Source organism: Burkholderia sp. AU18528, assembly GCF_002223215.2.
Classification (GTDB): domain Bacteria; phylum Pseudomonadota; class Gammaproteobacteria; order Burkholderiales; family Burkholderiaceae; genus Burkholderia; species Burkholderia semiarida.
Genome location: NZ_NKFC02000004.1, coordinates 347,397 through 371,392 on the forward strand (window position 1 = coordinate 347,397; position 23,996 = coordinate 371,392).

19 protein-coding genes are annotated in these 23,996 nt (G+C 65.2%); 12 read left to right on the forward strand and 7 right to left on the reverse strand.

Annotation, left to right across the window (positions count from 1 at the left end; genetic code table 11):
• Positions 1–11 precede the first annotated feature (11 nt).
• The 7 genes from gmd (at position 12) to CFB52_RS04250 (ending at position 8,813) form a co-directional block, all read left to right on the forward strand.
• Positions 12–1,052, forward strand: coding sequence for a GDP-mannose 4,6-dehydratase (gene gmd, locus CFB52_RS04220; RefSeq protein ID WP_099316129.1), 1,041 nt, complete (start codon positions 12–14; stop codon positions 1,050–1,052).
• A complete protein-coding gene (locus tag CFB52_RS04225; RefSeq protein WP_099316130.1) occupies positions 1,030–1,947 on the forward strand; it encodes an NAD-dependent epimerase/dehydratase family protein in 918 nt (305 codons plus the stop codon). The genes gmd and CFB52_RS04225 overlap by 23 nt, the downstream gene beginning before the upstream one ends.
• A gap of 202 nt (positions 1,948–2,149) precedes the next feature.
• Entirely contained in the window at positions 2,150–3,214 is a 1,065-nt protein-coding gene (locus tag CFB52_RS04230) for a glycosyltransferase family 1 protein (protein WP_226093714.1), read from the forward strand.
• Positions 3,097–4,401: a glycosyltransferase family 4 protein gene (locus CFB52_RS04235; RefSeq protein ID WP_257219957.1), complete on the forward strand. Its 1,305-nt coding sequence runs from the start codon at positions 3,097–3,099 to the stop codon at positions 4,399–4,401. Before CFB52_RS04230 ends, CFB52_RS04235 begins: the two co-directional genes overlap by 118 nt.
• A 525-nt stretch (positions 4,402–4,926) precedes the next feature.
• On the forward strand, positions 4,927–5,892 hold the full coding sequence (locus CFB52_RS04240) for an SDR family oxidoreductase (RefSeq protein ID WP_059574193.1): 966 nt from the start codon (positions 4,927–4,929) through the stop codon (positions 5,890–5,892).
• A 5-nt stretch (positions 5,893–5,897) separates the two neighbouring features.
• Positions 5,898–6,908: a glycosyltransferase family 4 protein gene (locus tag CFB52_RS04245; protein WP_059574192.1), complete on the forward strand. Its 1,011-nt coding sequence runs from the start codon at positions 5,898–5,900 to the stop codon at positions 6,906–6,908.
• Positions 6,909–6,920: 12 nt separating this feature from the next.
• The gene (locus CFB52_RS04250) at positions 6,921–8,813 is read left to right on the forward strand and encodes a nucleoside-diphosphate sugar epimerase/dehydratase (protein WP_099316131.1); all 1,893 of its coding nucleotides are present in this window, start codon (positions 6,921–6,923) and stop codon (positions 8,811–8,813) included.
• A gap of 102 nt (positions 8,814–8,915) precedes the next feature.
• On the opposite strand, the gene CFB52_RS34130 is transcribed toward CFB52_RS04250, so the two are convergent.
• Complete coding sequence (locus tag CFB52_RS34130; RefSeq protein ID WP_144029717.1) at positions 8,916–9,818, reverse strand: hypothetical protein; 903 nt, start codon at positions 9,816–9,818, stop codon at positions 8,916–8,918.
• Between the two features lie 524 nt (positions 9,819–10,342).
• On the opposite strand from CFB52_RS34130, the gene CFB52_RS04260 reads away from it, so the two are divergent.
• Positions 10,343–12,667, forward strand: a complete 2,325-nt coding sequence (locus tag CFB52_RS04260) for a protease pro-enzyme activation domain-containing protein (protein ID WP_099316133.1) — start codon at positions 10,343–10,345, stop codon at positions 12,665–12,667.
• 54 nt (positions 12,668–12,721) lie between these two features.
• Here the strand turns inward: CFB52_RS04260 and CFB52_RS04265 are convergent, their stop codons facing one another.
• Genes CFB52_RS04265 through CFB52_RS04285 form a run of 5 tightly spaced genes read right to left on the reverse strand, consistent with a single transcriptional unit; the run spans position 12,722 to position 18,171 of the window.
• Positions 12,722–13,840 (reverse strand): glycosyltransferase, encoded by a 1,119-nt coding sequence (locus CFB52_RS04265; protein WP_099316134.1) that lies wholly within the window; start codon positions 13,838–13,840, stop codon positions 12,722–12,724.
• A 27-nt stretch (positions 13,841–13,867) separates the two neighbouring features.
• Positions 13,868–14,890 (reverse strand): UDP-glucose 4-epimerase GalE, encoded by a 1,023-nt coding sequence (gene galE / locus CFB52_RS04270; protein WP_099316135.1) that lies wholly within the window; start codon positions 14,888–14,890, stop codon positions 13,868–13,870.
• A 15-nt stretch (positions 14,891–14,905) separates the two neighbouring features.
• Positions 14,906–16,042: a glycosyltransferase family 4 protein gene (locus CFB52_RS04275; protein WP_059641926.1), complete on the reverse strand. Its 1,137-nt coding sequence runs from the start codon at positions 16,040–16,042 to the stop codon at positions 14,906–14,908.
• A 51-nt stretch (positions 16,043–16,093) separates the two neighbouring features.
• Complete coding sequence (locus CFB52_RS04280) at positions 16,094–16,918, reverse strand: glycosyltransferase (protein ID WP_099316136.1); 825 nt, start codon at positions 16,916–16,918, stop codon at positions 16,094–16,096.
• Positions 16,915–18,171: a lipopolysaccharide biosynthesis protein gene (locus CFB52_RS04285; RefSeq protein WP_059641920.1), complete on the reverse strand. Its 1,257-nt coding sequence runs from the start codon at positions 18,169–18,171 to the stop codon at positions 16,915–16,917. Before CFB52_RS04285 ends, CFB52_RS04280 begins: the two co-directional genes overlap by 4 nt.
• A gap of 246 nt (positions 18,172–18,417) precedes the next feature.
• Here CFB52_RS04285 and CFB52_RS04295 point away from each other — a divergent pair, with 246 nt between their 5' ends.
• The 4 genes from CFB52_RS04295 (at position 18,418) to waaA (ending at position 23,277) form a co-directional block, all read left to right on the forward strand.
• Complete coding sequence (locus CFB52_RS04295; RefSeq protein ID WP_059574184.1) at positions 18,418–19,812, forward strand: phosphomannomutase/phosphoglucomutase; 1,395 nt, start codon at positions 18,418–18,420, stop codon at positions 19,810–19,812.
• Between the two features lie 171 nt (positions 19,813–19,983).
• Positions 19,984–20,979 carry a lipopolysaccharide heptosyltransferase I gene (waaC, locus tag CFB52_RS04300; RefSeq protein WP_059574183.1) on the forward strand — a complete coding sequence of 332 codons (996 nt, stop codon included), beginning with the start codon at positions 19,984–19,986 and terminating at the stop codon, positions 20,977–20,979.
• A 23-nt stretch (positions 20,980–21,002) separates the two neighbouring features.
• Positions 21,003–21,887 (forward strand): Kdo hydroxylase family protein, encoded by an 885-nt coding sequence (locus CFB52_RS04305; RefSeq protein WP_059642178.1) that lies wholly within the window; start codon positions 21,003–21,005, stop codon positions 21,885–21,887.
• A 37-nt stretch (positions 21,888–21,924) separates the two neighbouring features.
• Positions 21,925–23,277, forward strand: a complete 1,353-nt coding sequence (gene waaA, locus CFB52_RS04310) for a lipid IV(A) 3-deoxy-D-manno-octulosonic acid transferase (protein ID WP_099316137.1) — start codon at positions 21,925–21,927, stop codon at positions 23,275–23,277.
• A gap of 63 nt (positions 23,278–23,340) precedes the next feature.
• Here waaA and ureG read toward each other — a convergent pair whose 3' ends face one another.
• Entirely contained in the window at positions 23,341–23,988 is a 648-nt protein-coding gene (ureG, locus tag CFB52_RS04315; RefSeq protein WP_059574181.1) for an urease accessory protein UreG, read from the reverse strand.
• Positions 23,989–23,996 lie beyond the last annotated feature (8 nt).

The window sequence follows — 23,996 nt, forward strand, 5'->3', positions numbered from 1 at the left end:
GTAGGATCATTATGTCTAAGAAAACTTCCATCATCACTGGCATCACGGGACAAGACGGTGCTTATCTGGCCGAGTTGCTGCTTGATAAGGGCTACACGGTCTACGGCACCTACCGCCGCACCAGCTCGGTGAACTTCTGGCGCATCGAGGAGCTCGGCATTGCCAAGCATCCGAACCTGCATCTGGTCGAATACGACCTGACCGATCTGTCGGCGAGCATTCGCCTGCTTCAGACGACCGGGGCAACGGAGGTGTACAACCTCGCCGCGCAGAGCTTCGTCGGCGTGTCCTTCGACCAGCCGGTCACGACTGCCGAGATTACCGGCATCGGGCCGCTGAACCTGCTCGAGGCGATTCGCATCGTCAATCCGAAGATCCGCTTCTACCAAGCGAGCACGTCCGAGATGTTCGGCAAGGTGCAGGCGATTCCGCAGATCGAATCGACGCCGTTCTATCCGCGCAGCCCGTATGGCGTGGCGAAGCTGTACGCGCACTGGATCACGGTGAACTATCGCGAGAGCTACGACATCTTCGGTTGCAGCGGGATCCTGTTCAACCACGAATCGCCGCTGCGCGGCCGCGAATTCGTCACGCGCAAGATCACCGACTCCGTCGCGAAGATCAAGCTCGGCCAGCTCGACGTACTCGAACTGGGCAACATGGATGCGAAGCGCGACTGGGGCTTCGCGAAGGAGTATGTCGAGGGTATGTGGCGCATGCTGCAGGCCGACGAACCGGACACGTACGTGCTGGCCACGAACCGTACCGAGACCGTGCGCGATTTCGTGAGCATGGCGTTCAAGGCGACGGGTGTCGACCTCGAATTCAAGGGCAGTGACGATCAGGAAGTCGGTATTGATGTCGCCACCGGCAAGACGCTGGTTCGCGTGAATCCGAAGTTCCATCGGCCGGCCGAAGTCGATCTGTTGATCGGGAATCCCGAGAAGGCGAAGCAGAACTTGGGCTGGGAGCCGAAGACGACGCTCGAGGAGCTGTGTGCGATGATGGTTCAAGCAGATTTGCGCCGAAATGAACGCGGCTTCTCGTTCTGATACGCCGCGCGCCCTGGTGACGGGGCTCGGCGGCTTCACCGGCGACTATCTCGCGAAGTCGTTGCAGGCGGCCGGCTATCGCGTGTTCGGCACGACGCACGGCTCCGAGGTGACCGGAGCCGGCATGTACCGGGTCGATCTGTGCGACCGGGCGGCGCTGGCAAAGGTCGTCGCGGACGTGCAGCCGGACGTGGTCGCGCATCTCGCTGCGGTGTCATTCGTCGCGCACGGTGATGCGGACGCGATCTATCGCACCAATGTGGTCGGCTCGCGGAATTTGCTGGAGGCGCTCGCGAGTCTGGCAAATCGTCCGCGAGCAATTCTGCTGGCGAGCAGCGCCAATATCTATGGCAACGCGGCGGTCGAGGTCATTGACGAATCCGTCGAGCCGAATCCCGCGAACGATTACGCGGTCAGCAAACTGGCGATGGAATACCTGGCGCGCCTGTGGCAGGACAAGCTGCCGATCGTCGTTGCGCGTCCGTTCAACTACACGGGCGTCGGGCAGTCGCCGCAGTTTCTGCTGCCGAAGATAGTCGGCCATTTCCAGCGCGGCGAGCGTGTGATCGAACTCGGCAATATCGATGTCGAGCGAGATTTTTCCGACGTGCGGCGCGTGGTGGATGCCTATCGGCGTCTTCTGGAACAAGCGCCGGCTGGCGGCGTGTTCAACGTTTGTTCGGGCCGGGCGGTGTCGCTGAAGGCGGTGATCGCGATGATGGAGCAGATCGCCGGCTACACGATCGACGTCCAGGTCAACCCCGCGTTCGTACGTGCGAACGAAGTGCGCCGATTGCAGGGCAACGGTGCGCGGTTGCAGGCCGCTATCGGGCAGCTCGACGACATTCCGCTGGAGAGTACGTTGCGCTGGATGTTCGAAGCGGGGCGTGGGTGAGCGTCGGTTTCGGTATGGTCGCGTCGGTTTCGCGTGGTGCGTACGCCGTCTCGGCAGGTGCACGTCGGCAGTTTGTCGAACGGGCGGGGTGCAACGAGGTATCGATGTCGGTCGGCCGGATTGTACGATTCCCCGCGTTCGGTGGCCGCGTTCGCGTCGCTTGCGAGTCGGCCCGGATGAGGAGCAGCACGTGAAGTTGGGGGTGGATATCACCTGGATGGTAGGCAACTACCGCGGCATGGGGCGATTCGCCCGGCAACTGGTGGAACCGGTCAGCGCGTCGGTGCTGGGTCTGGCGCCGAGCGGCGTGAGTGCCGACGAGTGGCCGTTCGTCAGTGACGGTCACGGTTTCTTCCCGTGGTGGGAGCAGGTCGAGTTGCCGCGCTTGTGCCGTGAGCAGAAGCTCGACTATCTGCTATGCCCGTATAACACGGGGCCGCTGCGGTCCACGGGCAGCACGCGGGTGATCGCGGTCGTCCATGACCTGATCTACATGAAGCCGTGGCATGTGCTGCCGCCGGCGCGATCGTTGTATCAGACCGTTGGGCGGGTTTACCGTCGTCAAGTGGTGCCTCGGCTCGTTCGCCGGGCCGACGCCGTGCTCACCATCTCACGCTTCACACAGCGAGAGTTGATGGAGCGGTTCGGGTTGCGCGAGGCGGACGTCCCTGTCATTCCGTGCACGATTTCGGACGACTGGTTCGCGCCGCCGGTCAGTCGGCCTGCCCGCCAGCCGTATCTGTTCACGGTAGCGGGAGAAGTGCCCAGCAAGAACGTTGACCGTTTGCTGCAGGCTTTCGCGATGGCGAGGCCCGCACTGGGCGATGACGCACGGCTCAGGATCGCGGGGATCAAATCCGACCATCACGCGCACTTTCTCGGGCGAGCGAATGCGCTTGGGCTGGGGGGCGTCGTCGAACTGCTGGGCTACGTGTCGCGAGAGGATCTGCGGCAGCAGTACCGCCACGCCCGCGCGTTCGTCTTTGCGTCGTTGTTCGAAGGGTTCGGGATTCCATTGCTGGAAGCGATGGCGTCCGGTACACCGGTCGCATGCAGCAACACGACGTCGATGCCCGAGATCGTCGGCGAGTGCGGCCTGCAGTTCGATCCTTATTCGGTCGAGGACATGGCCGAACAGATCCGCCACGTATGGGGCGACAGTACGCGATTCGACGTGGCGGTCGGTGCCGGCATGGACCGCGCGCGCACCTATTCGGCGTCTGCCGTTCGTCCATCGATTCAGGATTTCTGGGCCCGCCTGTCATGAGTCAGAACAAGAAGAAACTGCTGGTGCTGACGCCGCGGTTTCCGTATCCGGTGATCGGCGGCGACAAGCTGCGGATCTACCATCTCTGTCGCGTGCTGTCCCGCCATTACTCGCTGACGCTGCTGAGCATGTGCGAGACCGACGAAGAAATGCATGCCGTGTTGCCGGACGACGGCGTGTTCGACCGCGTCGAACGGGTCTTCCTGCCTCGCCGGCTGTCGTACCTCAATACGCTGCTCGCGTTGCCGACCCGCACGCCGTTGCAGGTCGCGTACTACCGCAGCCGTGCATTTGCGGCGGCGGTGGCGAGATTGCTGCCGTCGCATGATGGCGTATTCGTGCATCTCGTGCGCTGTGCCGAATATGTACGCAAGTCGGACAAGCCGCGCATCCTCGAAATGACCGACGCGATCTCGCTCAACTACAGTCGTGTGAAGCAGTTGAAGAACGCACGAGGGCTGAAGTCGCGCGTGTTCGGTATCGAGGCAAAGCGCCTGCTCGACTACGAGCGAACGATCGTCGACGACTTCGATCTCTCGGTGCTGGTTTCCAGAACCGATCGCGACTACCTGTTTCCCGGCGCGTCGGGCAAGAACGTGATGGTGTGCTCGAACGGTGTTGACCTGTCGGGCCTGCCGTACACGCCGCGCAGCATGGCGAGCCGCGTCGTGATTTTCATCGGCGACATGCGCACGGTCCAGAACCAGGATATGTGTCACTTTTTCGCCGGGGCCGTGTTGCCGTTGCTGCGCCAGCGTGCCGACTATCGTTTTCGGATCGTGGGGTCGATCGTACCTGCACTCGCCGAACGATTTCGCGCGTACGACGGCGTCGAAGTGACCGGCCGGGTCGAGTCGGTTGCGCAAGCTGCGTCAGACGGCGCAATCGGCGTATGTCCGATGCGCATCGGCGCGGGAGTGCAGAACAAGATTCTCGAGTACATGGCGCTCGGGCTACCCGTCGTTACCACGTCGCTGGGCCATGAGGGCTTGGGTGCTGAAGGGGGGCGGGAACTGTTGATCGCCGATACGCCGGAGGAATTTGTCGATTGCATCGAACAACTCGTCGCCGACGAGGCCGCGTCGGTAGAGATGGCGGCGCGAGCGCGCACCTTCGTCGAACGTGAGCATGGGTGGGAGCGAATGATTGCGCCGCTCGTCGAAAAGGTGAATGCGTTGCTGGCTTGATCGCTGTCGTGCCCGTCGCGGCCCATACGCGTACGGCTCGGTTGCAAGTAGCGGTTCGAGCGCCGTCGGCCCGGCTATTCGAGGCGCCCGGCTTGGAGGCCGCGAGCCGGCACGGTTACAATTTGGCACGCGTCCGATTGAACCCCCGATGCCGGCGACGGCGGTCTTCTTTCATGAGGCCGTGTCCGGGGCGGGGCGACCCCGGTCACATCAGCGGTGCAGCATTTATGTCCGATTCAGAGGCCGCGCATCGATTCGTATCGGCCCTGCCGCGGGCGGGTGCGCGGTGGTGCGAATCGATGACGGTGTCCACGATCGATATCCTCCTCGTTTTCGAGAGCCATCCGTGTTCTTCGTTGGCCCCCTTCCCGTATGCGTGCGCCCGCTGGGCACAAGCGGTCCCACCTGCGATGTAGCGCGTGGCGTCGTGACGCGCGCGCTTGACGCTCCGATTTCGTGCGTGGTCATCGGCAGTGGCATCAGGCGGTTATGTAGCGATGTCCGCCGGCTGAGTCGGAGGCGATCATGACGCATCTCGTTGTCACCGGCGCGAACGGCTTCGTGGGCCGCGCAGTTTGCCGTCTCGCGCTGGACGCCGGGCACGCTGTCACGGCACTCGTGCGGCGGCCGGGCGGATGCGTCGACGGCGTACGCGAGTGGGTGCATGGCGGCGCCGATTTCGATGGCCTCGCCGAAGAATGGCCGGCCGACCTGACCGCCGATTGCGTGATCCACCTCGCCGCACGTGTCCACGTCATGCGCGACGAGTCGCCCGATCCCGACGCCGCATTCGACGCGACCAACGTCACGGGCACGCTGCGTCTCGCCGAGGCCGCGCGCAAGCATGGCGTGCGTCGGATCGTGTACGCGAGCAGCATCAAGGCGGTGGGCGAAAGCGACGGCGGCGCACCGCTGTCTGAAAGCGTGCGCCCCAACCCACAGGACGCATACGGCCGCTCGAAGCTGCGTGCGGAACAGCAACTCGCGCGGTTCGGCGCATCGGCCGGGCTCGATGTCGTCGTCGTGCGGCCGCCGCTCGTCTACGGCCCGTCCGTCCGTGCCAATTTTCTGCGAATGATGGATGCGGTGGCGCGCGGGATGCCGCTGCCGCTCGGTTCCGTCTCCTCGCGCCGCAGCATCGTCTACGTCGACAATCTCGCCGATGCAATGCTGCAATGCGCGACGAACCCGCACGCGGCCGGTGAATGCTTCCACGTTGCCGATGACGACGCACCGTCCGTCACGGGCCTGCTGCGTCTGGTCGGCGACGCCCTTGGCAAGCCGGCGCGGCTTCTGCCGGTTCCGGCCGCGTTGCTCCGTGCGCTCGGCAAGGTGACCGGCCGTAGCGCGGCGATCGACCGCTTGACCGGCAGCCTGCAACTCGATACGGGCCGGATCAAGCGCGTGCTCGGTTGGCAACCGCCTTACACGACCCGGCAGGGCCTCGAAGCGACCGCCGCATGGTATCGTTCGCGCGATACACAACGATAGTCGACATGCCTTTCCCGATATTCACGTGGCCCGTTGCGGTGGCGCTGGCCGCCGCCATCGCATCGACGGCCATCTTGCGCGTGCTGCTCGCGACCGGCCTCGCGTGGCGTCTTGCCACCGACATCCCGAACGATCGTTCACTCCATACGCTGCCGACTCCGCGTGTCGGCGGGTGGGGCATCGTGCCGGTTTGCATCGTCGCGCTGCTGGCGCTGGCGCCGCACCTGTGGCTGATCGCGGTCGCCGCCGCCGCGCTTGCCGCGATGTCGCAGATCGACGATCGGCGCGGGCTACCGGCCCGCGTGCGGTTCTCGGTGCACCTGGCGTCCGTCGTCGCGCTGATCGCTGTCTACCCGGCCGATGCGCCGTGGTGGCTGCTCGTCGGCGTCGGCTTCGTGATGGTTTGGCTCACGAACCTGTACAACTTCATGGACGGCGCAGATGGCCTCGCGGGAGGTATGGCGCTGTTCGGCTTTGGCGCGTACGCGGTCGCGGCGTTGACGGGCGCGCATCCGTCCCCCGATCTCGCCTTGACCGGGGCGGCGGTGGCCGGCGCGGCGTTCGGCTTCCTGCTACTCAACTTCCATCCGGCCAGGCTGTTTCTCGGCGATGCAGGTTCAATTCCGCTCGGTTTCCTGGCCGGGGCGCTCGGCTATTGGGGCTGGCGTACGGACGTCTGGCCGATCTGGTTTCCGGCCCTGGTGTTCGCGCCCTTTATTGCGGACGCGTCTGTAACACTTTTGAGACGTCTGTTACGCGGCGAAAAGTTCTGGCAAGCGCACCGGGAGCACTATTATCAAAGGATGGTCCGATCGGGCGTAGGTCACGGACGGACCGCTCTTTATTGGTACCTCATCATGCTCGCAGGCATAATCGTCGCCGTGTGGGCAAAGGGCCGCCCGGAATGGCAGCAATGGCTGTCATTCTTCGCGTGGTACGCCATCCTGGCATGCATGGGATGGTCGATCGACATGCGCTGGCGCCGGTTTCAGGCGGCCGCCGAAAACAATTCGTGAGGTTTCCCGCCGATGTTGCGATCCAAAGCATCGTGGCTGTCACTGAGTGCTTTCCTGTTCGACCTGACGGCCGTTGTCGCGTCGTGGTTGTTCGCTTATCTCATCCGTTTCAACGGCAGCGTTCCGTCTGATTTCCTGAGCGGCGCGCTGATGGCCCTCGTCTGGGTGCTGCCGGTCTACGCGCTGATGTTCCACCTGTTCGGCCTGTACCGCGGGCTGTGGGTATTTGCGAGCCTGCCCGACCTGATGCGCATTTCGAAGGCAGTCGTCGGCGGTGGCGTGATCGTGATGATCGGCGCCGTGATGTTCCAGCCATCGCCGATCATCCCGCGCTCGGTGCTGCTCGTGTCGCCGCTGATGCTGTTTCTTGCGATGGGCGGGGCGCGCGCGCTGTATCGCGCGACGAAGGAGTTCTACCTGTACGGCGGGCTGGTCGGGCAGGGCAAGCCCGTGTTGGTGCTCGGCGCCGGCACGGCCGGCGCGAGCCTCGCGCGCGAGCTGTCGCGTTCGGGCGAATGGCGTCTGGTCGGCTTGCTCGACGACGACGTCACCAAGCAGGGGCGCGAGATCTACGGCTACAAGGTGCTCGGCTCGTTCAACGACCTGAAGCACTGGACAGACGCGCTGAAGGTCGAATACGCGATCATCGCGATTCCGTCGGCATCGGTCGAAACGCAGCGCAGGGTGGCGACGCTGTGCGTGCGCGCCGGTGTGAAAGCGATGGTGCTGCCGTCGCTGACCGCATTGATGCCGGGGCAGGGGTTCCTGTCGCAGGTCCGCAATATCGACCTCGAGGATCTGCTCGGTCGTGACGCGGTGACAATCGATACGCCGCACGTCGAGGCGCTGCTGCGCGGTCGCGTCGTGATGGTGACGGGCGCGGGCGGCTCGATCGGATCGGAACTATGCCGGCAGATTCTTCGTTTTGCGCCGGCGCAACTCGTCGCGTTCGACCTGTCCGAATACGCGATGTACAGGCTTGCTGAAGAGTTGCGCGAGCGTTTCCCCGACCAGCCGGTGGTGCCGATCATCGGCGACGCGAAGGATTCGCTGTTGCTCGACCAAGTGATGTCGCGCCATGCTCCGCACATCGTGTTCCATGCGGCAGCGTACAAGCATGTGCCGCTGATGGAGGAGCACAACGCGTGGCAGGCGCTGCGCAATAACGTGCTCGGTACGTATCGCGTCGGGCGCGCGGCGATTCGTCACGGGGTGCGTCATTTCGTGCTGATCTCGACCGACAAGGCAGTCAATCCGACCAATGTGATGGGCGCGAGCAAACGTCTTGCCGAGATGGCCTGTCAAGCGCTGCAGCAAACGAGCGGCGGCACGCAGTTCGAGACCGTGCGCTTCGGCAACGTGCTCGGCAGCGCAGGCAGCGTGATTCCGAAGTTCCAGCAACAGATCGCGAAGGGGGGGCCGGTGACGGTCACGCATCCCGAGATCACGCGATTTTTCATGACGATCCCGGAAGCATCGCAACTCGTGCTGCAGGCATCGAGTATGGGACACGGCGGCGAAATCTTCATTCTCGACATGGGCGAGCCGGTCAAGATCGTCGATCTCGCACGTGATCTGATCCGCCTGTACGGGTTTTCGGAAGGCCAGATCCGGATCGAATTCACGGGTCTGCGGCCGGGCGAGAAGCTTTACGAGGAGCTGCTCGCGGATGACGAAACGACGACGCGCACGCCGCATCCGAAGCTGCGGATAGCGCGCGCACGGGAAGTGCCGGATCATCTGCTCGATGAATTGCTGCCGTGGCTGATGCAGAACCGCGTGCTGAGCGACGACGAGGTGCGGCGCGATCTGCGGCGCTGGGTGCCGGAATATCAGACCGCCGCAAGTCCTGCCCTTCAAGCCGTATCGGCGTTGTTCCCGCCGAAGTCCGCGGCGCGAGGGTAGCGGACGCGGGTACTACCAAGCGTGCCCGCCGACCGTAGCCATTTTTGAAACCATTCTTGGATAAAAGGGCGCAATGCATCGAGCACGCGATGCAATCCGCCGTTACGGTGCGAGTAGTGCCCCGTAACGGGCAATTGCCCTCATGGTGATTTGTCGCTGGAGCGACGGTATCTTCGCGCCCTTGGGAAATCGCCGTATCGCCAGCAGGGACCAGAGCTTCACATCGAGCCTGCATCGGTCATCCAGCAATGACAACGTCTCCTTATCGAGTTCCTTGTCGAGCCGGATGCGCAGATTTTCCGGCACACGTGCAGTCGAATTAAGATGCATCATTGGCAGCTCGGTCTTGAACCAATGACTCAAATTTTGATGAAAATATGGGTTCTCGATAATATCGCTGTAAGCAATTGAGTCGAGTCGACTCAGTGCGTTTCTCAGTAATCTGGAGTCCTGATCCGGGGAGATGAACGAATCATTCCCGATACGTTCGTCCGGCCACAATAGCATGCGAGTGGCCAGATTATCCGTTTGACACGCAATGCGTGGATCCGTCAGGAATTCTTTCAGGGTGCCGCGCGAGAGTTTGATGCAATCTTGCCAACTTCCCCAACGCACAAGATATTCGTCCGACATACATCGCCAGTACACCCAATGAGACAAGAGGCGGGATAACGGCTCGCGAAGGAAAGTCAGTAGTTGGGCGCGCGGGTATCGATTCGTCAAAGTGCTGTAAGAGAAATGACCCATGATCAGCTTCGATTCGGGCATCTTGCTTTCATCAAGATGGATTGTCTGCGCAACCTCATCATCGAACTCCGAGAGTCGATCAAATGTGCCGAGCAGTAGTCGATCGATTCCTCGAACTTCGTCGTTGATTTTCAAGGATTGCGATATGCCGGTGATGACTGATGTGCCCGCCGTTTTCGGGACGTGCATGATCGCAAGCGGCTTTTCGTGGTTACGCGGTTCGTTTTTAAATCTGGGAGTAATGAAATAGTCGAACACGATCTAATTGGAGATGATCTATCAATAATCGCCTTGGGCAGACGATTTCTTCACGATGACTTGCGACAAGTAGAAGGCCGGCGGGTGCTATCGATCCATACGGACGGCTATGTCGGGGTGCCAGTTTATCGGCAAAAGGAGGTGGCTGCCACAACACCGGCGTCGAAGGCTGCCACAGCGGCCCGATCCCATTCTCGACATGGGTGAGGCGGTCGAGATCGTCGATCTCGCATGCGACCAGATTCGTCTTCCCGTTCTCTTGAGAGCGGGATCGAGAGCGAATTCCCGCTCGCTGCGCCCTTGAGCGAAACCATACGACGACCGGCAATACCGCAGTTTGGGTGAGCCACGGGCGGCCCGCGGCGGTATTCGTTTGACTACCAACCGATTCGTTCCTATGTTTTCCTCAAGGTACCCGTGCGATTGCCGTAAAGAAAAAAGGCGAAAAGCCAAATACGAGGCCTACGGTCCATACCAATCCGATGAAAACGGCTCAATTTGTCAGGGGAATAGGCGCGGCGCTCATGGCGCTCGCGCTTGCAGGCTGCGGCGGCGACGACGCGGGTTCCGCCGTGGCTACGGCGCAGACCGGCAAACTATCGGCGCTGCGAGCCGCGGGCAACGTGGTGAGCGCGACGCCGATGAGCGTGGCGGCGCCCGTTCATGTTGTGCTGGTGCTCAAGCTGAATGACGAAGCCGGGTTGAACCGCTTTCTGCAGCAAGCGCGCCTCCCCGGAAGCGCGAGTTTCGCGGCCGTACTGACTTCTGCGCAGATTGCTGCACAATACGCCCCTACTGCGGACCAGGTTGCCACCGTGAAGACTTACTTGGCAAGTAAGGGCTTCGCGAACATCAAGGTCGCCGGCAACAACATGATCGTCGAAGCCGATGCCCCGGCCGGCGTGATATCCAATGTGTTCCAGACGACGCTTGTCCCCGTCGCGATGGCTGACGGCACCACGACGCATATCAACACGGCCCCGGAGACCGTGCCCGCCGCGATCGGCGGGGTCGTTCGCGGGGTTCTCGGGCTCGATACCGCGACTCGCCTGCGCCCGAATTTCGTACGGGCTTCCAATACCGCCGCTGCGCTGACTTCCAACGCATCGCCGACGACCTCCGCGGTCACGGTGGGTCACAATCCGACGGATTTTCCCCGCATCTATTCCGCTGGCAGCGCTCCGACGGCGGCAAACATCACGGTCGGCATCATCGCCGAAGGAGACGTGACGCAGTCTGTCATCGACCTGGCGACGTTCGAAAGCAATAACCATCTGCCCGCCGTACCCGTTTCCGTGATTCATGCCGGACTGTCGAGCGGGGACACGAGCGCAACCATGGAATGGTCGCTCGATAGCCAGACCATCGTCGGGATGTCCGGCGGCCTCAAGCAACTCAATTTCTACGTTGCGCGGTCGTTTGCGTGGAGCGATATGGCGCTTGCAATCAATCGCGCCGTGACCGACAACACCGCCCGGGTCATCAACATGTCGATCGGCGGTTGCGAGAACTGGGCGCCGACGGCGGTCATCGACACGCTGTTCCAGCTCGCCGTCGCGCAGGGGCAGACTTTTTCGGTCAGTTCCGGCGATTCAGGAAGCGTGGCGTACGGCTGCTCTGGCACATCGGTGCAATACCCCGCGACGTCACCGTACGTGGTGGCTGTCGGCGGCACGACGCTCTATACGAACGGGAACGGCAGCTACGCAGGCGAGACGGCCTGGGATTCCAGTGGGGGCGGCATCAGTGGCATCGAGCCGATCCCGTCGTGGCAGTCGAATGTTCCGGCGCTCAAGGGGCGCGCTTTTCGGGGCATGCCGGACATCGCGTTCGACGCCGATCCGAACAGCGGCGAAGCAGTCGTCGTGGGCGGGCAACTCGAGATAGTGGGCGGGACGAGCCTGTCCGCGCCGCTGTTTGCTGCGACCTGGGCGCGCATGCTGTCGGGTGCCTGCGCGACGAATCTCGGTTTTGCTGCACCCGCGCTGTACAACGCTCCGGTCACGATGCCATCGGCATTTCGCGATATCACCTACGGGTCGAACGGTGCATACAGTGCAGGTGCGGGATGGGACTTCGTGACCGGCTGGGGCACGCCGAACGTCAGCATGCTGTATTCGTCGGTATGCAATACGGCACCCGCCGTCTACAGCGGCGGAATCAACGAAGGGACGATGCTGAAGCCACGGCAGGCCGTGTATTCCGCGTCCGGGAACCATGAGCTCCTGATGCAGGATGACGGGAACCTTGTGCTTTACAACACGACGAATGGTGCTGCGGTATGGAACACCCGGACGTATGGAAACCCCGGGGCGTATGCTGTCTTCCAGACCGATGGCAACTTCGTGGTCTACAGTGCGAATGGCACGCCGCTATGGTATTCGGCGACCTACGGCCAGTCCGGCGAGCAATATCTTGCCGTACAGGATGACGGCAACATGGTGATCTACCGGTTGTTCGTGCCGGTATTTGCTACCGCGACCGATACGCCGAGTTATGTGGTCTCGTCGGCCGGCCCCGCTGTCTGGAATGGCGGTGTCGTCCTCAGTAGCGGCCAGAGTCTTACGTCCGGCAACGGGGCGAACGTACTCGTGATGCAAGGAGACGGGAATCTGGTGCTGCTCCGCCACGGCGCGCCGGTATGGAATTCGGGTACATTCGGTTATTCGGGCGCCTTTGCGGTGATGCAGGGGGATGGCAACCTGGTCGTCTACAGTGCGGCGGGTGCGCCGCTCTGGAATTCCCGCACCGGCGGCAATCCAGGCGCGGTCACTTACGTTCAAGACGACGGCAACGTCGTGATCTATACGCGACGGCCGAACTGGAGCACGAACACTGCGGGCGCCTAGTTTTCGCGGTTGCGTAGTGATGGTCCGTCGGCATCAACGGGCCGTGCGAGCCGGCTACCGACGCCCCTCAATGCCCCGCCTTGCCTTCCTCACCACCATCCACCGCGGCGCCCTGAACCTGACGATACTGAGATAAAGCCACACATAAGTCAGCGCGAACACCACAACAAAAACGAAAAGATGCACGGTATGCCGCCAGAACAGCGTCGCCGGAATCACCGCGACGAGGCACAGCAGCCACAGATAAGGTGACGTAAGCGAATTCCGCCGCGTCAGATCGTGCGCATGCTTCGTCCCCACGGCCCACCGCATCAGCCGCTTGTACACGAGCATATGCAGATGCACGCCGTCCGGAATCCCCGGCGACATCCCGCGGATGAACTTCTTCCGGTAGATCGAGAAGCAGGTCTCGAAGATCGGATACATGAACAGCAGCACCGGATACCACGCGGACACCTCGCGGTTGCGCATCACGAGCATGATCGCGAGCTCCGCGAGCATGAAGCCGATGAAATACGCGCCGCCGTCGCCGAGAAAGATCAGCCCGGCCGGGAAATTCCACAGGAAGAAGCCGAGCACGGCGCCCATCATGATGATCGACGCGGACATCACGACCGGGTCGTTGACGTGGAACGCGACATACGCGAGCGACGCGAACATCATGAAGCTGACCATCGACGCGAGCCCGTTGAAGCCGTCGATGATGTTGATCGCGTTCGCGAGCGCCGCGACCGCGAGCACGGTGATGAACGCCGAGATGGCCACGTAGCCGAGCAGGAAATCGAGCGGCGGCACGCTGATGCGCTTGACCGCGATACCGAGCAGCCAGAACGCCAGCGCGGCCGCGCCCATCGTGCACAGCAGCCGCGCGCGGGGCGACACGCGCTTGGTCAGGTCCTCGACGAGGCCGGACAGGAACGCCGGCAGCCCGCAGGCGACGATCCCGAGAATGCTGCCGGCGATCGTCGGGTAGCGTCGCGACACGACAAGCGCGGCAATCACGACCCCGGCGAGGATCCCGATGCCTCCCACTCGCGGCACGGGCCGCACGTGGAATTTCTGCACGCCGGCCAGGTCGCTGTCGATCGAGAATTTCTCGTGAAGGTGCGCGTAGCGCACGATGAACAGCGTGACGAGCAAGGAGACGATGAAGCCGGACGCGAAGCTGAGCATGGGATCGCTCGAAAAATGGACAGCGGATTATACAAAACCGCGCGGGTTCCCCTCCTGCCATCGCCAGTGGTCGGCACACATTTCTTCGATGCCGAGCGTCGCACGCCAGCCGATGATGTCGGCCGCGGCCTGCGGGTTCGCATAGCACTCGGCGATGTCGCCCGGGCGGCGCGCGACGAGTTCGTACGGCACCGGGCGGCCCGACGCCTTCTCGAACGCGCGTACGACTTCCAGCACGCTGTAGCCCTGGCCGGTGCCGAGGTTCACGACGAAGCTCGCGTCGCGCGTGGCCAGCGCATCGAGCGCGGCGATGTGCCCCTTCGCGAGATCGACGACGTGGATGTAGTCGCGCACACCGGTGCCGTCCGGCGTCGGGTAGTCGGAGCCGAACACGCGCAGCTTTTCCAGCTTGCCGACCGCGACCTGCGCGACGTACGGCATCAGGTTGTTCGGGATGCCGGCCGGATCCTCGCCGATCAGCCCGCTCGCGTGCGCGCCGACCGGGTTGAAGTAGCGCAGCGTCGCGATGCGCCACGACGGATCGGACACCTCGAGATCACGCAGGATCTGCTCGGCGATCAGCTTCGACTGGCCGTACGGGTTCGTCGCGGACAGCGGGAACGATTCGTCGATCGGCGAGCGCTCGGGCACGCCGTACACGGTCGCCGACGAGCTGAACACGAACTGCCGGACGTTGCGCTCGCGCATGACCTTGAGCACGGCGAGCAGGCCGCCGATGTTGTTCTGGTAGTACTCGAGCGGCTTCGCGACCGATTCGCCGACGGCCTTGAGCGCCGCGAAGTGAATCGTGCCGGTGATCGGGTGCGCGTCAAATACCTTCGCGAGCGCGGCTTCGTCGCACACGTCGACCTGGTGGAACGCGGGCGTCTTGCCCGTGATCCGCTCGATGCGCCGCACCGATTCAGCCTTGCTGTTCACGAGGTTGTCGACGATCACGACGTCGTAGCCGTTGTCGAGCAGCTCGACGGCCGTATGCGAGCCGATATAGCCCGCGCCGCCGGTAACGAGGATGGTGCCTTTAGCGGTCATTGCTGATGCGCTCCTTCAGAGGGTGAATCCGGTCAACGAATGGATGGTCTCCCTGTAGCGTTCGACGACCTGTTGTTCGTCGAATTCCGCCGCGACCTTGTGTCGGCCGCGTGCGCCCATCGCCGCGCGGCCTTGCGGCCCGAGCGCGATCATGCGAATCAATTGTTCCGCGAGGCTTCCGCTGTCGCGCACGCGGCACAGGAACCCCGTTTCGCCGTCGGCGACGACGTCGCGGCAGCCCGGCACGTCGGTCGCGACGATCGGCCGGCCCATCGCCGATGCTTCCATCAAGGTGCGCGGCACGCCTTCGCGGTACGACGGCAGCACGACACAGTCGGCCGCCGCGATGTGCGGGCGCACGTCGTGCGCTTCGCCGAGATACTCGACGATGCCTTCGCCGACCCACGCGTCGACGTCCGCGCGACCGATCGCGCTTGGATTGTCGACGCCGAGCGGCCCGAGCAACTGGAAGCGCGCGTTCGGAAAGCGCTCGCGCACGACACGCGCGGCTTCCACGTATTCACGCACGCCCTTGTCCCACAGCAGCCGGCCGATCAGGATGAAGACGGGCGCGTCGCCGCCCGGCAGCGGCACGGGCGAGAACTGGTCGAGATCGACGCCTTCGCCGTGCAGCAGCCGCGCGCGCTCGGGATGCGCGAGCAAGCGCTCGTCGGTGAAAGTCGCGAGATCGTCGCGGTTCAGGAACCACACCTCGCGCGGAAAGCGGAACGCGAACCGGTACAGGCGCTTCGCGATGCTCGCCGCGCGGCTCTTCTGGATGAACACGTAGCCGAGGCCCGTCGTCACCGCGATCGACGGCACGCGTGCGAGCCAAGCGGCCACCGAGCCGTAGATGTTCGGCTTGATCGTGTAATGGAACACGAGGTCGGGCCGCAGCGCGCGGTAGTGGCGCGCGAGCGCGGCGAGCGTGCCGAGATCCTCGCGCGGGCTCGTGCCTTTCGACGCGACCGCGAGCGCGACGTAGCGGCAGCCCATCTGTTCGAGCAACGGCACCGTGCGGTCGTGCGGCGCGATCACGATGACCTCGGCGCCGCGCGCGACGAGCGCACGGATCAGCCCGTGGCGATACGTATGGATCGCCCAGGCCGTGTTGCAGACGAGCGCGATGCGCAGCGGAGAGGTGGCGGACATGAAAAAAAGAAAAAATAAAGCGTCGAAATTGCCGAACGGGCCGGATGCGCGTCAGGCGGACGGCCGCGCGGCGAACAGCGTCTGCTTGATGCGCTGCAGCGTACGGTACGGCGTCACGAAGTGCAGCAGGTTCTTGGCGAGGCCGGCCCAGTCGTACGGGTTCAGCGCGTTGAAGTGGCGCAGCAGCAGCGTGAGCGTCGACACCAGTTGGCGCCGGCGCTTGGTCGCGCTGATCCCGCCCTCGTTAAGCTCGTAGTACAGGCCGAGTTCCGGCAGGTTCGCGCAATCGTAGCGTTGCATTAACCGTAAAAAAAGATCGAGATCCTCGGCCGCGCGGTACTTGGCCCGATAGTTGCCCACTTCGCGCACGGCGTCGATGCGCAACATGACCGACGGATGCACGAGCGGGGAGCGCAGGAAGCGCGTGCGGCGCAGCGTGCGCGGATCGGTGGGCGGCGTGAGCATGAAGCGCGGCTCGCCGGCGCGCGACACGACCTGCGTCCACATGCCGACGCAGGCGACGCGCGGGTGGGCGCCGAGATACGCGCGCTCTTTCGCGAGGCGCCGCGGCGCGGCGAGATCGCCCGCGTCGATGCGGGCCGCGTAGCGGAAGCCGCGCGCGGCGAGCGCGTCGATGCCGGCCGCCAGCGCGCGTTCGATGCCGCCGTTTTGCGGCATGCGCAGCACGTCGATCGCGAGGCCCGGCAGGTCGGGCGCGACGATCGGCGGCGTGCTGCCGTCGTCGACGATCAGCACGTGCACGCGCGCATCCTCGCGAAACGACGCGAGGGTCCGGACGACGTCGTCGTGCCCGTTGTAGGCCGGCATCAGCACGGCCACGTCGTCGAGCGGGGGCGGGCTATCGGAGGGCGTCATGTTCGCAGCTTGAAACGGATGTAATAAAAGTTGACGGCGGCAGCAGCCAGGTAGCCGGCCGCCAGCCCGACGAGCGCGCCGTACAGGCCGAGCCGCGGGATCGCGAACAGGTTCACGAGCGCGGCGATCGCCAGCGCGAGCAGCCATTTCGTGAGCAACACGAATTTTGCTTGATATTTGAGAACGATAAGATTGCCTATCGCCTCGATGCCGGCCGGCACGGACAGCCACACGGCCCAGCGGAAGATGTCGACCGACGCCTCGTAGCCGCGGCCGAACACCTTGCCGACGATCAGCGGGGCGGCGGCGTCGAGCACGAGCGCGCCGGCCGTCATCAGGCCGGCCGTCATCGCGATCAGCCGGACGATGTTGCGGCGCAGCCGCGCGACGTCCTGCACGCGGTAGACGAAGGCGGGCGCGATGGTCTGCGCGAGCATCAGCGCGAGCGTGATCCAGTTCTCGTTGAGCTGCTGCGCGGCCGAGTAGCGGCCGAGATCGGCGAACGACACATGGCGCTCGAGCATCAGGCGGTCGAGCTTCAGGAACAGATACATGCAGATGAGGCCGAGCCAGAACACGGTGCCGGCCGTCGCAAAGTGCCGGAACAGCGGCCTGTCGAACGTCCAGCCGAGCGCGCCGCCGTTACGATGCCGGTAGTACAGCAGCAGCGCGAAGCCGATCGCGGCGGCTTCCAGCGCCCACAGCCACGCGAAGCGGGCAGGGCCGGCGGCCGCGCGCACCAGCAGCCACACGAGCAGCGCCTTGGCGAGCGCGGTGACCATGCTGGCGACGAGCTGCGGCTTGCTGTAGGTCATGCTCTGCAGCCACGCGTTGATCACGCCGACGAACGGCTCGCGGAACACCATCGTGACCGCGAGGCCCGCGAGCATCGCGCCGACCAGCGGGTCGAAGGCGCCCGCGGCGATCGCGATCCAGGTCGCGGCGAGCGCGGCGACCGACACGGCGATGCGCAGCACGAACGCGCTGCCGAGCACCGCGCCGAGCTGGGCCGGCGGGCGCTGGACGATGGTCGGGACGAGGATTTCCGCGCCGCACACCCAGGTGAGCGGCGCCAGTACCAGGAGCAGCGTATTCGCATACTGCCATTTGCCGAACACATCTGGCCCGAAATAACGGGCCAGCAGGCCGCTGATCGCGATCGCGACGCCGATCTGTGTAAGCCGTTCGAGCCCCAGCCAGACGAGGTTCGCGACGGCTTTCGCGACGTCCGGGTTGCCGAAGCGCTTCAGCATGCGCGGCAGCGGCGGCGCGCGGGCAGGGCGGCCGGAAGCGGCGGGTGGGCGGCGGCGGGACGGCCAGGCATTAAAATGGGCGATATGCGCGTCATCGAAACCCGCGATTATAAGTGGGATCGCGACCGCGCCAGCCGTTCCATTCCTTGTTTTGCGGGGCCGCATGTATCATGCGCGGCACCGGCGAGAGGCGGCCAGCCAAGCCAGACAATTTTCCATGCACGCAACTGAGAGAGAAGAGAATCGATGATCTCCCAATCCATCTTCAAGGCATATGACATCCGTGGCGTGGTCGGCAAGACGCTCGACGTCGACACGGCGCGCGGGATCGGCCGCGCATTCGGCAGCGAAGTGCGTGCGCAGGGCGGCGATGCGGTCGTCGTCGCGCGCGACGGCCGCCTGTCCGGGCCGGAACTCGTCGGCGCGCTGGCCGACGGCCTGCGTGCTGCGGGTGTCGACGTCGTCGACGTCGGCATGGTGCCGACGCCGGTCGGCTATTTCGCGGCGAACGTGCCGCTCGCGCTGAAGGGCGGCGAGCGCCGCGTCGATTCGTGCATCGTCGTCACGGGCAGCCACAACCCGCCCGACTACAACGGTTTCAAGATGGTGCTGCGCGGCGCCGCGATCTACGGCGAGCAGATCCAGGCGCTGTACCGCCGCATCGTCGACGAGCGGTTCGAGACGGGCAGCGGCACGTATGAGGAAATCGACGTCGCCGATCAATACATCGCGCGTATCGTCGGCGACGTGAAGCTCGCGCGGCCGCTGAAGCTGGTCGTCGACGCCGGCAACGGCGTCGCGGGCCCGCTCGCGACGCGCCTGTTCAAGGCGCTCGGCTGCGAACTCGTCGAGCGCTTCACCGACATCGACGGCACGTTCCCGAACCACCATCCCGATCCCGCCCATCCGGAAAACCTGCAGGACGTGATCCAGGCGCTGAAGGACACCGACGCCGAGCTCGGCTTCGCGTTCGACGGCGACGGCGACCGCCTGGGCGTCGTCACGAAGGACGGCCAGATCATCTATCCGGACCGCCAGTTGATGCTGTTCGCGGAAGAAGTGCTGTCGCGCAACCCGGGCGCCCAGATCATCTACGACGTGAAGTGCACGCGCCATCTCGCGCAGTGGGTGAAGTCGAAGGGCGGCGAGCCGCTGATGTGGAAGACGGGCCATTCGCTGGTCAAGGCGAAGCTGCGCGAGACGGGCGCGCCGCTCGCCGGCGAAATGAGCGGCCACGTGTTCTTCAAGGATCGCTGGTACGGCTTCGACGACGGCCTGTACACCGGCGCGCGCCTGCTCGAGATCCTCGCGAAGACGGCCGATCCGAGCGCGCTGCTCAACAGCCTGCCGGACGCGATGAGCACGCCCGAACTGCAGCTCTGGCTCGACGAAGGCGAGAATTTCCGCCTGATCGACAAGCTGCAGAAAGAGGCGAAGTTCGAGGGCGCCGAGGAAGTCGTGACGATCGACGGCCTGCGTGTCGAATACCCGGACGGCTTCGGCCTCGCGCGTTCGTCGAATACGACGCCGGTCGTCGTGATGCGTTTCGAAGCCGAGACGCAGGAAGGGCTCAAGCGTATCCAGGAAGACTTCCGCCGCGTGCTGACGGCCGCGAAGCCGGACGTCAAGCTGCCGTTCTGAGCGCCGGCGGCCGGCGGGCCGCCCGTACGACGGCCGTTCATCGGCCGTGTTCATCCCGAAAAGCGGCGCGCGCCCCGGGCGCGCGGCCGCTTTTTGTCTGTCCGGTCGTCCGGCCGCGATAAAATCCCCCCTTTATGTCCGTCGCCGGCTGCCAGCCGGCGTTTTTTCAGCGTGCAAAAGATCCTGATCGTGCGCGTGTCGTCGCTGGGCGACGTCGTGCACAACATGCCGGTGATCGCCGATATCCGGCGCCGCCACCCCGATGCGCAGATCGACTGGCTCGTCGAGGAAAGCTTCGTCGACCTCGTGCGGCTCGTCGACGGCGTGCGCAACGTGCTGCCGTTCTCGCTGCGCCGCTGGCGCAAGAGGCCGTTCTCGGGCGCGACGTGGCGCGAGATCCGTGCGTTCCGCCGGCGCCTCGCGGCCGAGCAGTACGACCTCGTGATCGACTGCCAGGGCCTCATCAAGACGGCATGGGTCGCGAGCTGGGCGCGCGGCCCGCTCGTCGGGCTCGGCAACCGCACCGACGGCGCCGGCTACGAATGGCCGGTGCGCTTTTTCTACCGCAAGCGCGTGCCGATCGCGCCGCGCACGCACGTGGTCGAGCGCTCGCGGCAGCTCGTCGCGGCCGCGCTGGACGACCCGGCGCCGACGCCGGCCGATCCGGTCGAATTCGGCCTCGACACGCGCGCGGCGGCGCTCGCGGTGGCCGCGCTCGGCCTGAACCTGCCGGTGCCGTACGTCGTGTTCGTTCACGCGACGTCGCGCGCCGACAAGCAGTGGCCGGACGCCGCGTGGATCGAGCTCGGCCAGGCGCTCGTGCGGCGCGGCGCGTCGCTCGTGCTGCCGTGGGGCAACGACGCGGAACGCGCGACCAGCGAGCGGCTCGCGAAGGAATTCGGCGCGGCGGCGATCGTGCCGCCGAAGCTGTCGCTGCCGGCCGTGGTCGGGCTGATCGACGGCGCGGCCGCGACGGTCGGGGTTGATACAGGTCTGGTTCACATCGCGGCCGCGCTGAAGCGTCCGACGGTCGAACTGTACAATTTCGCGACGGCCTGGCGGACCGGCGGCTACTGGTCGCCGAACGTCGTCAATCTCGGCACGGCGGGGCAGCCCCCGTCGATCGCGCAGGTGAAGTCGGCGCTCGCGGGCTTCGGTCTCCTGTAATGCTGTCCACATGCGAACCGATCATGAGCGAATCCCAGATCATCGAAGTCCCGTCCGCCGACTGGAGCGGACACAACCTGTCGACGCCGCGCGAGCAGTTGCTGGCGGCGGTCGAGGAAGGCAAGGTGCTGTATTTCCCGCACCTGCGCTTCGCGATCGAAGGCGGCGAGGAAGCGTTGCTCGATCCGGCGCTCGCCGATCCGAAACGCAAGAACATCAGCCTCGCGCCGAACGGCGGCGCGCTTGCCGGCGTGCTGGGCGACAGCGTCACGCAGTCGGCCGTGCGCGCGCTCGTCGCGCGCTTCCAGCAGCAGGCCGGCACGCTCGTCGACGGCCTTTTCCCCGAATATCGCGGCAAGCTGCGCGTCGCGCCGACGAGCCTGCGGCTGATGCAGGTCGAAACGCGCCAGACGTCGTGGCGCAAGGACGACAGCCGGCTGCACGTCGACGCGTTTCCGTCGCGGCCGAACTACGGCGAGCGCATCCTGCGCGTGTTCACGAACGTGAACCCGGCCGGCGCGCCGCGCGTGTGGCGCGTCGGCGAGCCGTTCGAGGACGTCGCGAAGCGTTTCCTGCCGAAGATCCGGCCGCAGTTGCCGGGCTCGGCGTGGCTGCTCAACCTGCTGCACGTGACGAAATCGCCGCGCAGCGCATACGACCACCTGATGCTGAATCTGCACGACGGGATGAAGGCCGATCTCGACTACCAGAAGACTTGTCCACAGCAGACGATGCCGTTTCCGCCGGGCAGCGTGTGGATATGTTTCTCCGATCAGACTTCGCACGCTGTGATGTCCGGCCAGTTCATGCTCGAGCAGACCTTCTTCCTGCCGGTCGATGCGATGGTGCGCCGCGAGTGCGCGCCGCTCGGCATTCTCGAACGCCTGACGGGCAGGGCGCTGGTTTGAGCGCGCCCCTGTTTCGACGTAACGCCCGGGCGGCCGCATGCTGAGGGCGATCTATCGTGCGCTGTGGTGGCTCGTCGCGCCGGCCGCGGTCATCCGGCTCTATGTGCGTTCGCGCAAGGAGCGCGGTTATCGCGAGCATATCGGCGAGCGCTTCGGCCAGGTCGCGGGCCGCTCGCCGGACGACCGCGCGCCGCTGATCTGGGTGCATGCGGTGTCGGTCGGCGAGACGCGCGCCGCGCAGCCGCTGATCGATGCGCTGATGCGCGCGCGCCCCGATGCGCGCATCCTGCTCACGCACATGACGCCGAGCGGCCGCGCGACGGGCGAACAGATCTTCGGCGATCGCGTGCTGCGCTGCTACCTGCCGTACGACATGCCGGGCGCGGTGCGGCGCTTCCTGCGCGCTTGGCGGCCGACGCTCGGCCTCGTGATGGAGACCGAGGTGTGGCCGACGCTGATCGACGAGTGCCGCCGCGCGGACGTGCCGCTCGTGCTGACCAATGCGCGGATGTCCGCGCGTTCGTTCCGGCGCGCGGCGAAGTTCGGCGCGGCCACGCGCGACGTGTTCGGCGGCTTCTCGCGCGTGCTCGCGCAGAGCCCGGCCGATGCGGAGCGGCTGACGTCGCTCGGCGCCCGCAACGTGACCGTGCTCGGCAACCTGAAGTTCGACATGACGACGCCGCCGGAGCTCGCGGCACGCGGCCATGCGTGGCGCGACGCGATCGGCGCGCGGCCGGTGTGGGTCGCGGCCAGCACGCGCGAGAACGAGGAAGCGCTGGTGCTGCAGGCGTTCGCGGAAATGCGCACGCCCGGCGCGTTGCTGGTGCTCGTGCCGCGTCATCCGCAGCGCTTCGCCGAAGTCGAGGCGCTCGTCGTGCGCAGCGGGCTCAAGTGCGTGCGGCGCTCCGTCTGGGCGGCCGATGCGGCCGCGCTCGCGGCCGGCCGGCCGGCCGCCGAACCGCTGCCGGACGATGTGACGGTGCTGCTTGGCGATTCGATGGGCGAGCTCGGCGCGTACTACGCGGCGGCCGACATCGCGTTCATCGGCGGCAGCTTGCTGCCGCTCGGCGGGCAGAACCTGATCGAGGCGTGCGCGGTCGGCGTGCCGGTGCTGATCGGGCCGCACGTGTTCAACTTCACGCAGGCGACCGCCGATGCGGTCGCGGCCGGTGCGGCGATGCAGGTCGCGGATCCGCTCGACCTCGCGCACGTGCTCGACGCGCTGTTCGCCGACAAGGCGCGGCGCATCGCGATGGGCGCGGCCGGCGCGGCGTTCGCGGCGCGTCACCGCGGTGCGACCGCGCGCACGGTCGACGTGCTCGCCGCGCTGCTGCCGGCTGTCGAAGCCGAGACGCGTGCGCTGCCGGGCGCCGCTTCCGAAGACGAATAGACGAAGGGCGGCGCAAGGCCGCCCGCGCACGCATGGCGGCGACGCGAGCCGCCGCCATGCCGCTCACACCGTCAGCAAGCCCTTCTTCTCGATGAACGCGATCACGTCCGCGACGCCATCGAGCGCCTTCAGGTTCGTCATCACGTAAGGCCGCTCGCCGCGCATTTTCTTCGTGTCGGACGCCATCACATCGAGGTTCGCGCCGACCAGCGGCGCGAGGTCGGTCTTGTTGATCACGAGCAGGTCGGACTTCGTGATGCCGGGGCCGCCCTTGCGCGGAATCTTCTCGCCGCCGGCCACGTCGATCACGTAGATCGTCAGGTCCGACAGCTCGGGGCTGAAGGTCGCCGCGAGATTGTCGCCGCCGGACTCGATGAACACGATGTCGGCATCGGGAAAGCGCGCGAGCATCCGGTCGACCGCTTCGAGGTTGATCGACGCATCCTCGCGGATCGCCGTGTGCGGGCAGCCGCCCGTCTCGACACCCATGATGCGTTCCTCGGGCAGCGCGCCGGCGACCGTCAGCAGCCGCTGGTCTTCCTTCGTATAGATGTCGTTCGTGATCGCGACGAGGTCGTACTTGTCGCGCATCGCCTTGCACAGCATTTCGAGCAGCGTGGTCTTGCCGGAGCCGACGGGGCCGCCTATGCCGACGCGCAGCGGCGGCAGTTTCTTCGTGCGGCGGGCGGAGGAGGGAGCAGGTGCGTTCATGGTCGGGC

Coding starts and splice junctions, on each gene's coding strand:
- gmd (WP_099316129.1), top strand. CDS start 12: ATGTCTAAGAAAACTTCCATCATCACTGGCATCACGGGACAAGACGGT.
- CFB52_RS04225 (WP_099316130.1), top strand. CDS start 1,030: ATGAACGCGGCTTCTCGTTCTGATACGCCGCGCGCCCTGGTGACGGGG.
- CFB52_RS04235 (WP_257219957.1), top strand. CDS start 3,097: ATGGGGCGACAGTACGCGATTCGACGTGGCGGTCGGTGCCGGCATGGA.
- CFB52_RS04240 (WP_059574193.1), top strand. CDS start 4,927: ATGACGCATCTCGTTGTCACCGGCGCGAACGGCTTCGTGGGCCGCGCA.
- CFB52_RS04245 (WP_059574192.1), top strand. CDS start 5,898: ATGCCTTTCCCGATATTCACGTGGCCCGTTGCGGTGGCGCTGGCCGCC.
- CFB52_RS04250 (WP_099316131.1), top strand. CDS start 6,921: ATGTTGCGATCCAAAGCATCGTGGCTGTCACTGAGTGCTTTCCTGTTC.
- CFB52_RS04260 (WP_099316133.1), top strand. CDS start 10,343: ATGGCGCTCGCGCTTGCAGGCTGCGGCGGCGACGACGCGGGTTCCGCC.
- CFB52_RS04265 (WP_099316134.1), bottom strand. CDS start 13,840: ATGCTCAGCTTCGCGTCCGGCTTCATCGTCTCCTTGCTCGTCACGCTG.
- galE (WP_099316135.1), bottom strand. CDS start 14,890: ATGACCGCTAAAGGCACCATCCTCGTTACCGGCGGCGCGGGCTATATC.
- CFB52_RS04275 (WP_059641926.1), bottom strand. CDS start 16,042: ATGTCCGCCACCTCTCCGCTGCGCATCGCGCTCGTCTGCAACACGGCC.
- CFB52_RS04280 (WP_099316136.1), bottom strand. CDS start 16,918: ATGACGCCCTCCGATAGCCCGCCCCCGCTCGACGACGTGGCCGTGCTG.
- CFB52_RS04285 (WP_059641920.1), bottom strand. CDS start 18,171: ATGCTGAAGCGCTTCGGCAACCCGGACGTCGCGAAAGCCGTCGCGAAC.
- CFB52_RS04295 (WP_059574184.1), top strand. CDS start 18,418: ATGATCTCCCAATCCATCTTCAAGGCATATGACATCCGTGGCGTGGTC.
- CFB52_RS04305 (WP_059642178.1), top strand. CDS start 21,003: ATGAGCGAATCCCAGATCATCGAAGTCCCGTCCGCCGACTGGAGCGGA.
- waaA (WP_099316137.1), top strand. CDS start 21,925: ATGCTGAGGGCGATCTATCGTGCGCTGTGGTGGCTCGTCGCGCCGGCC.
- ureG (WP_059574181.1), bottom strand. CDS start 23,988: ATGAACGCACCTGCTCCCTCCTCCGCCCGCCGCACGAAGAAACTGCCG.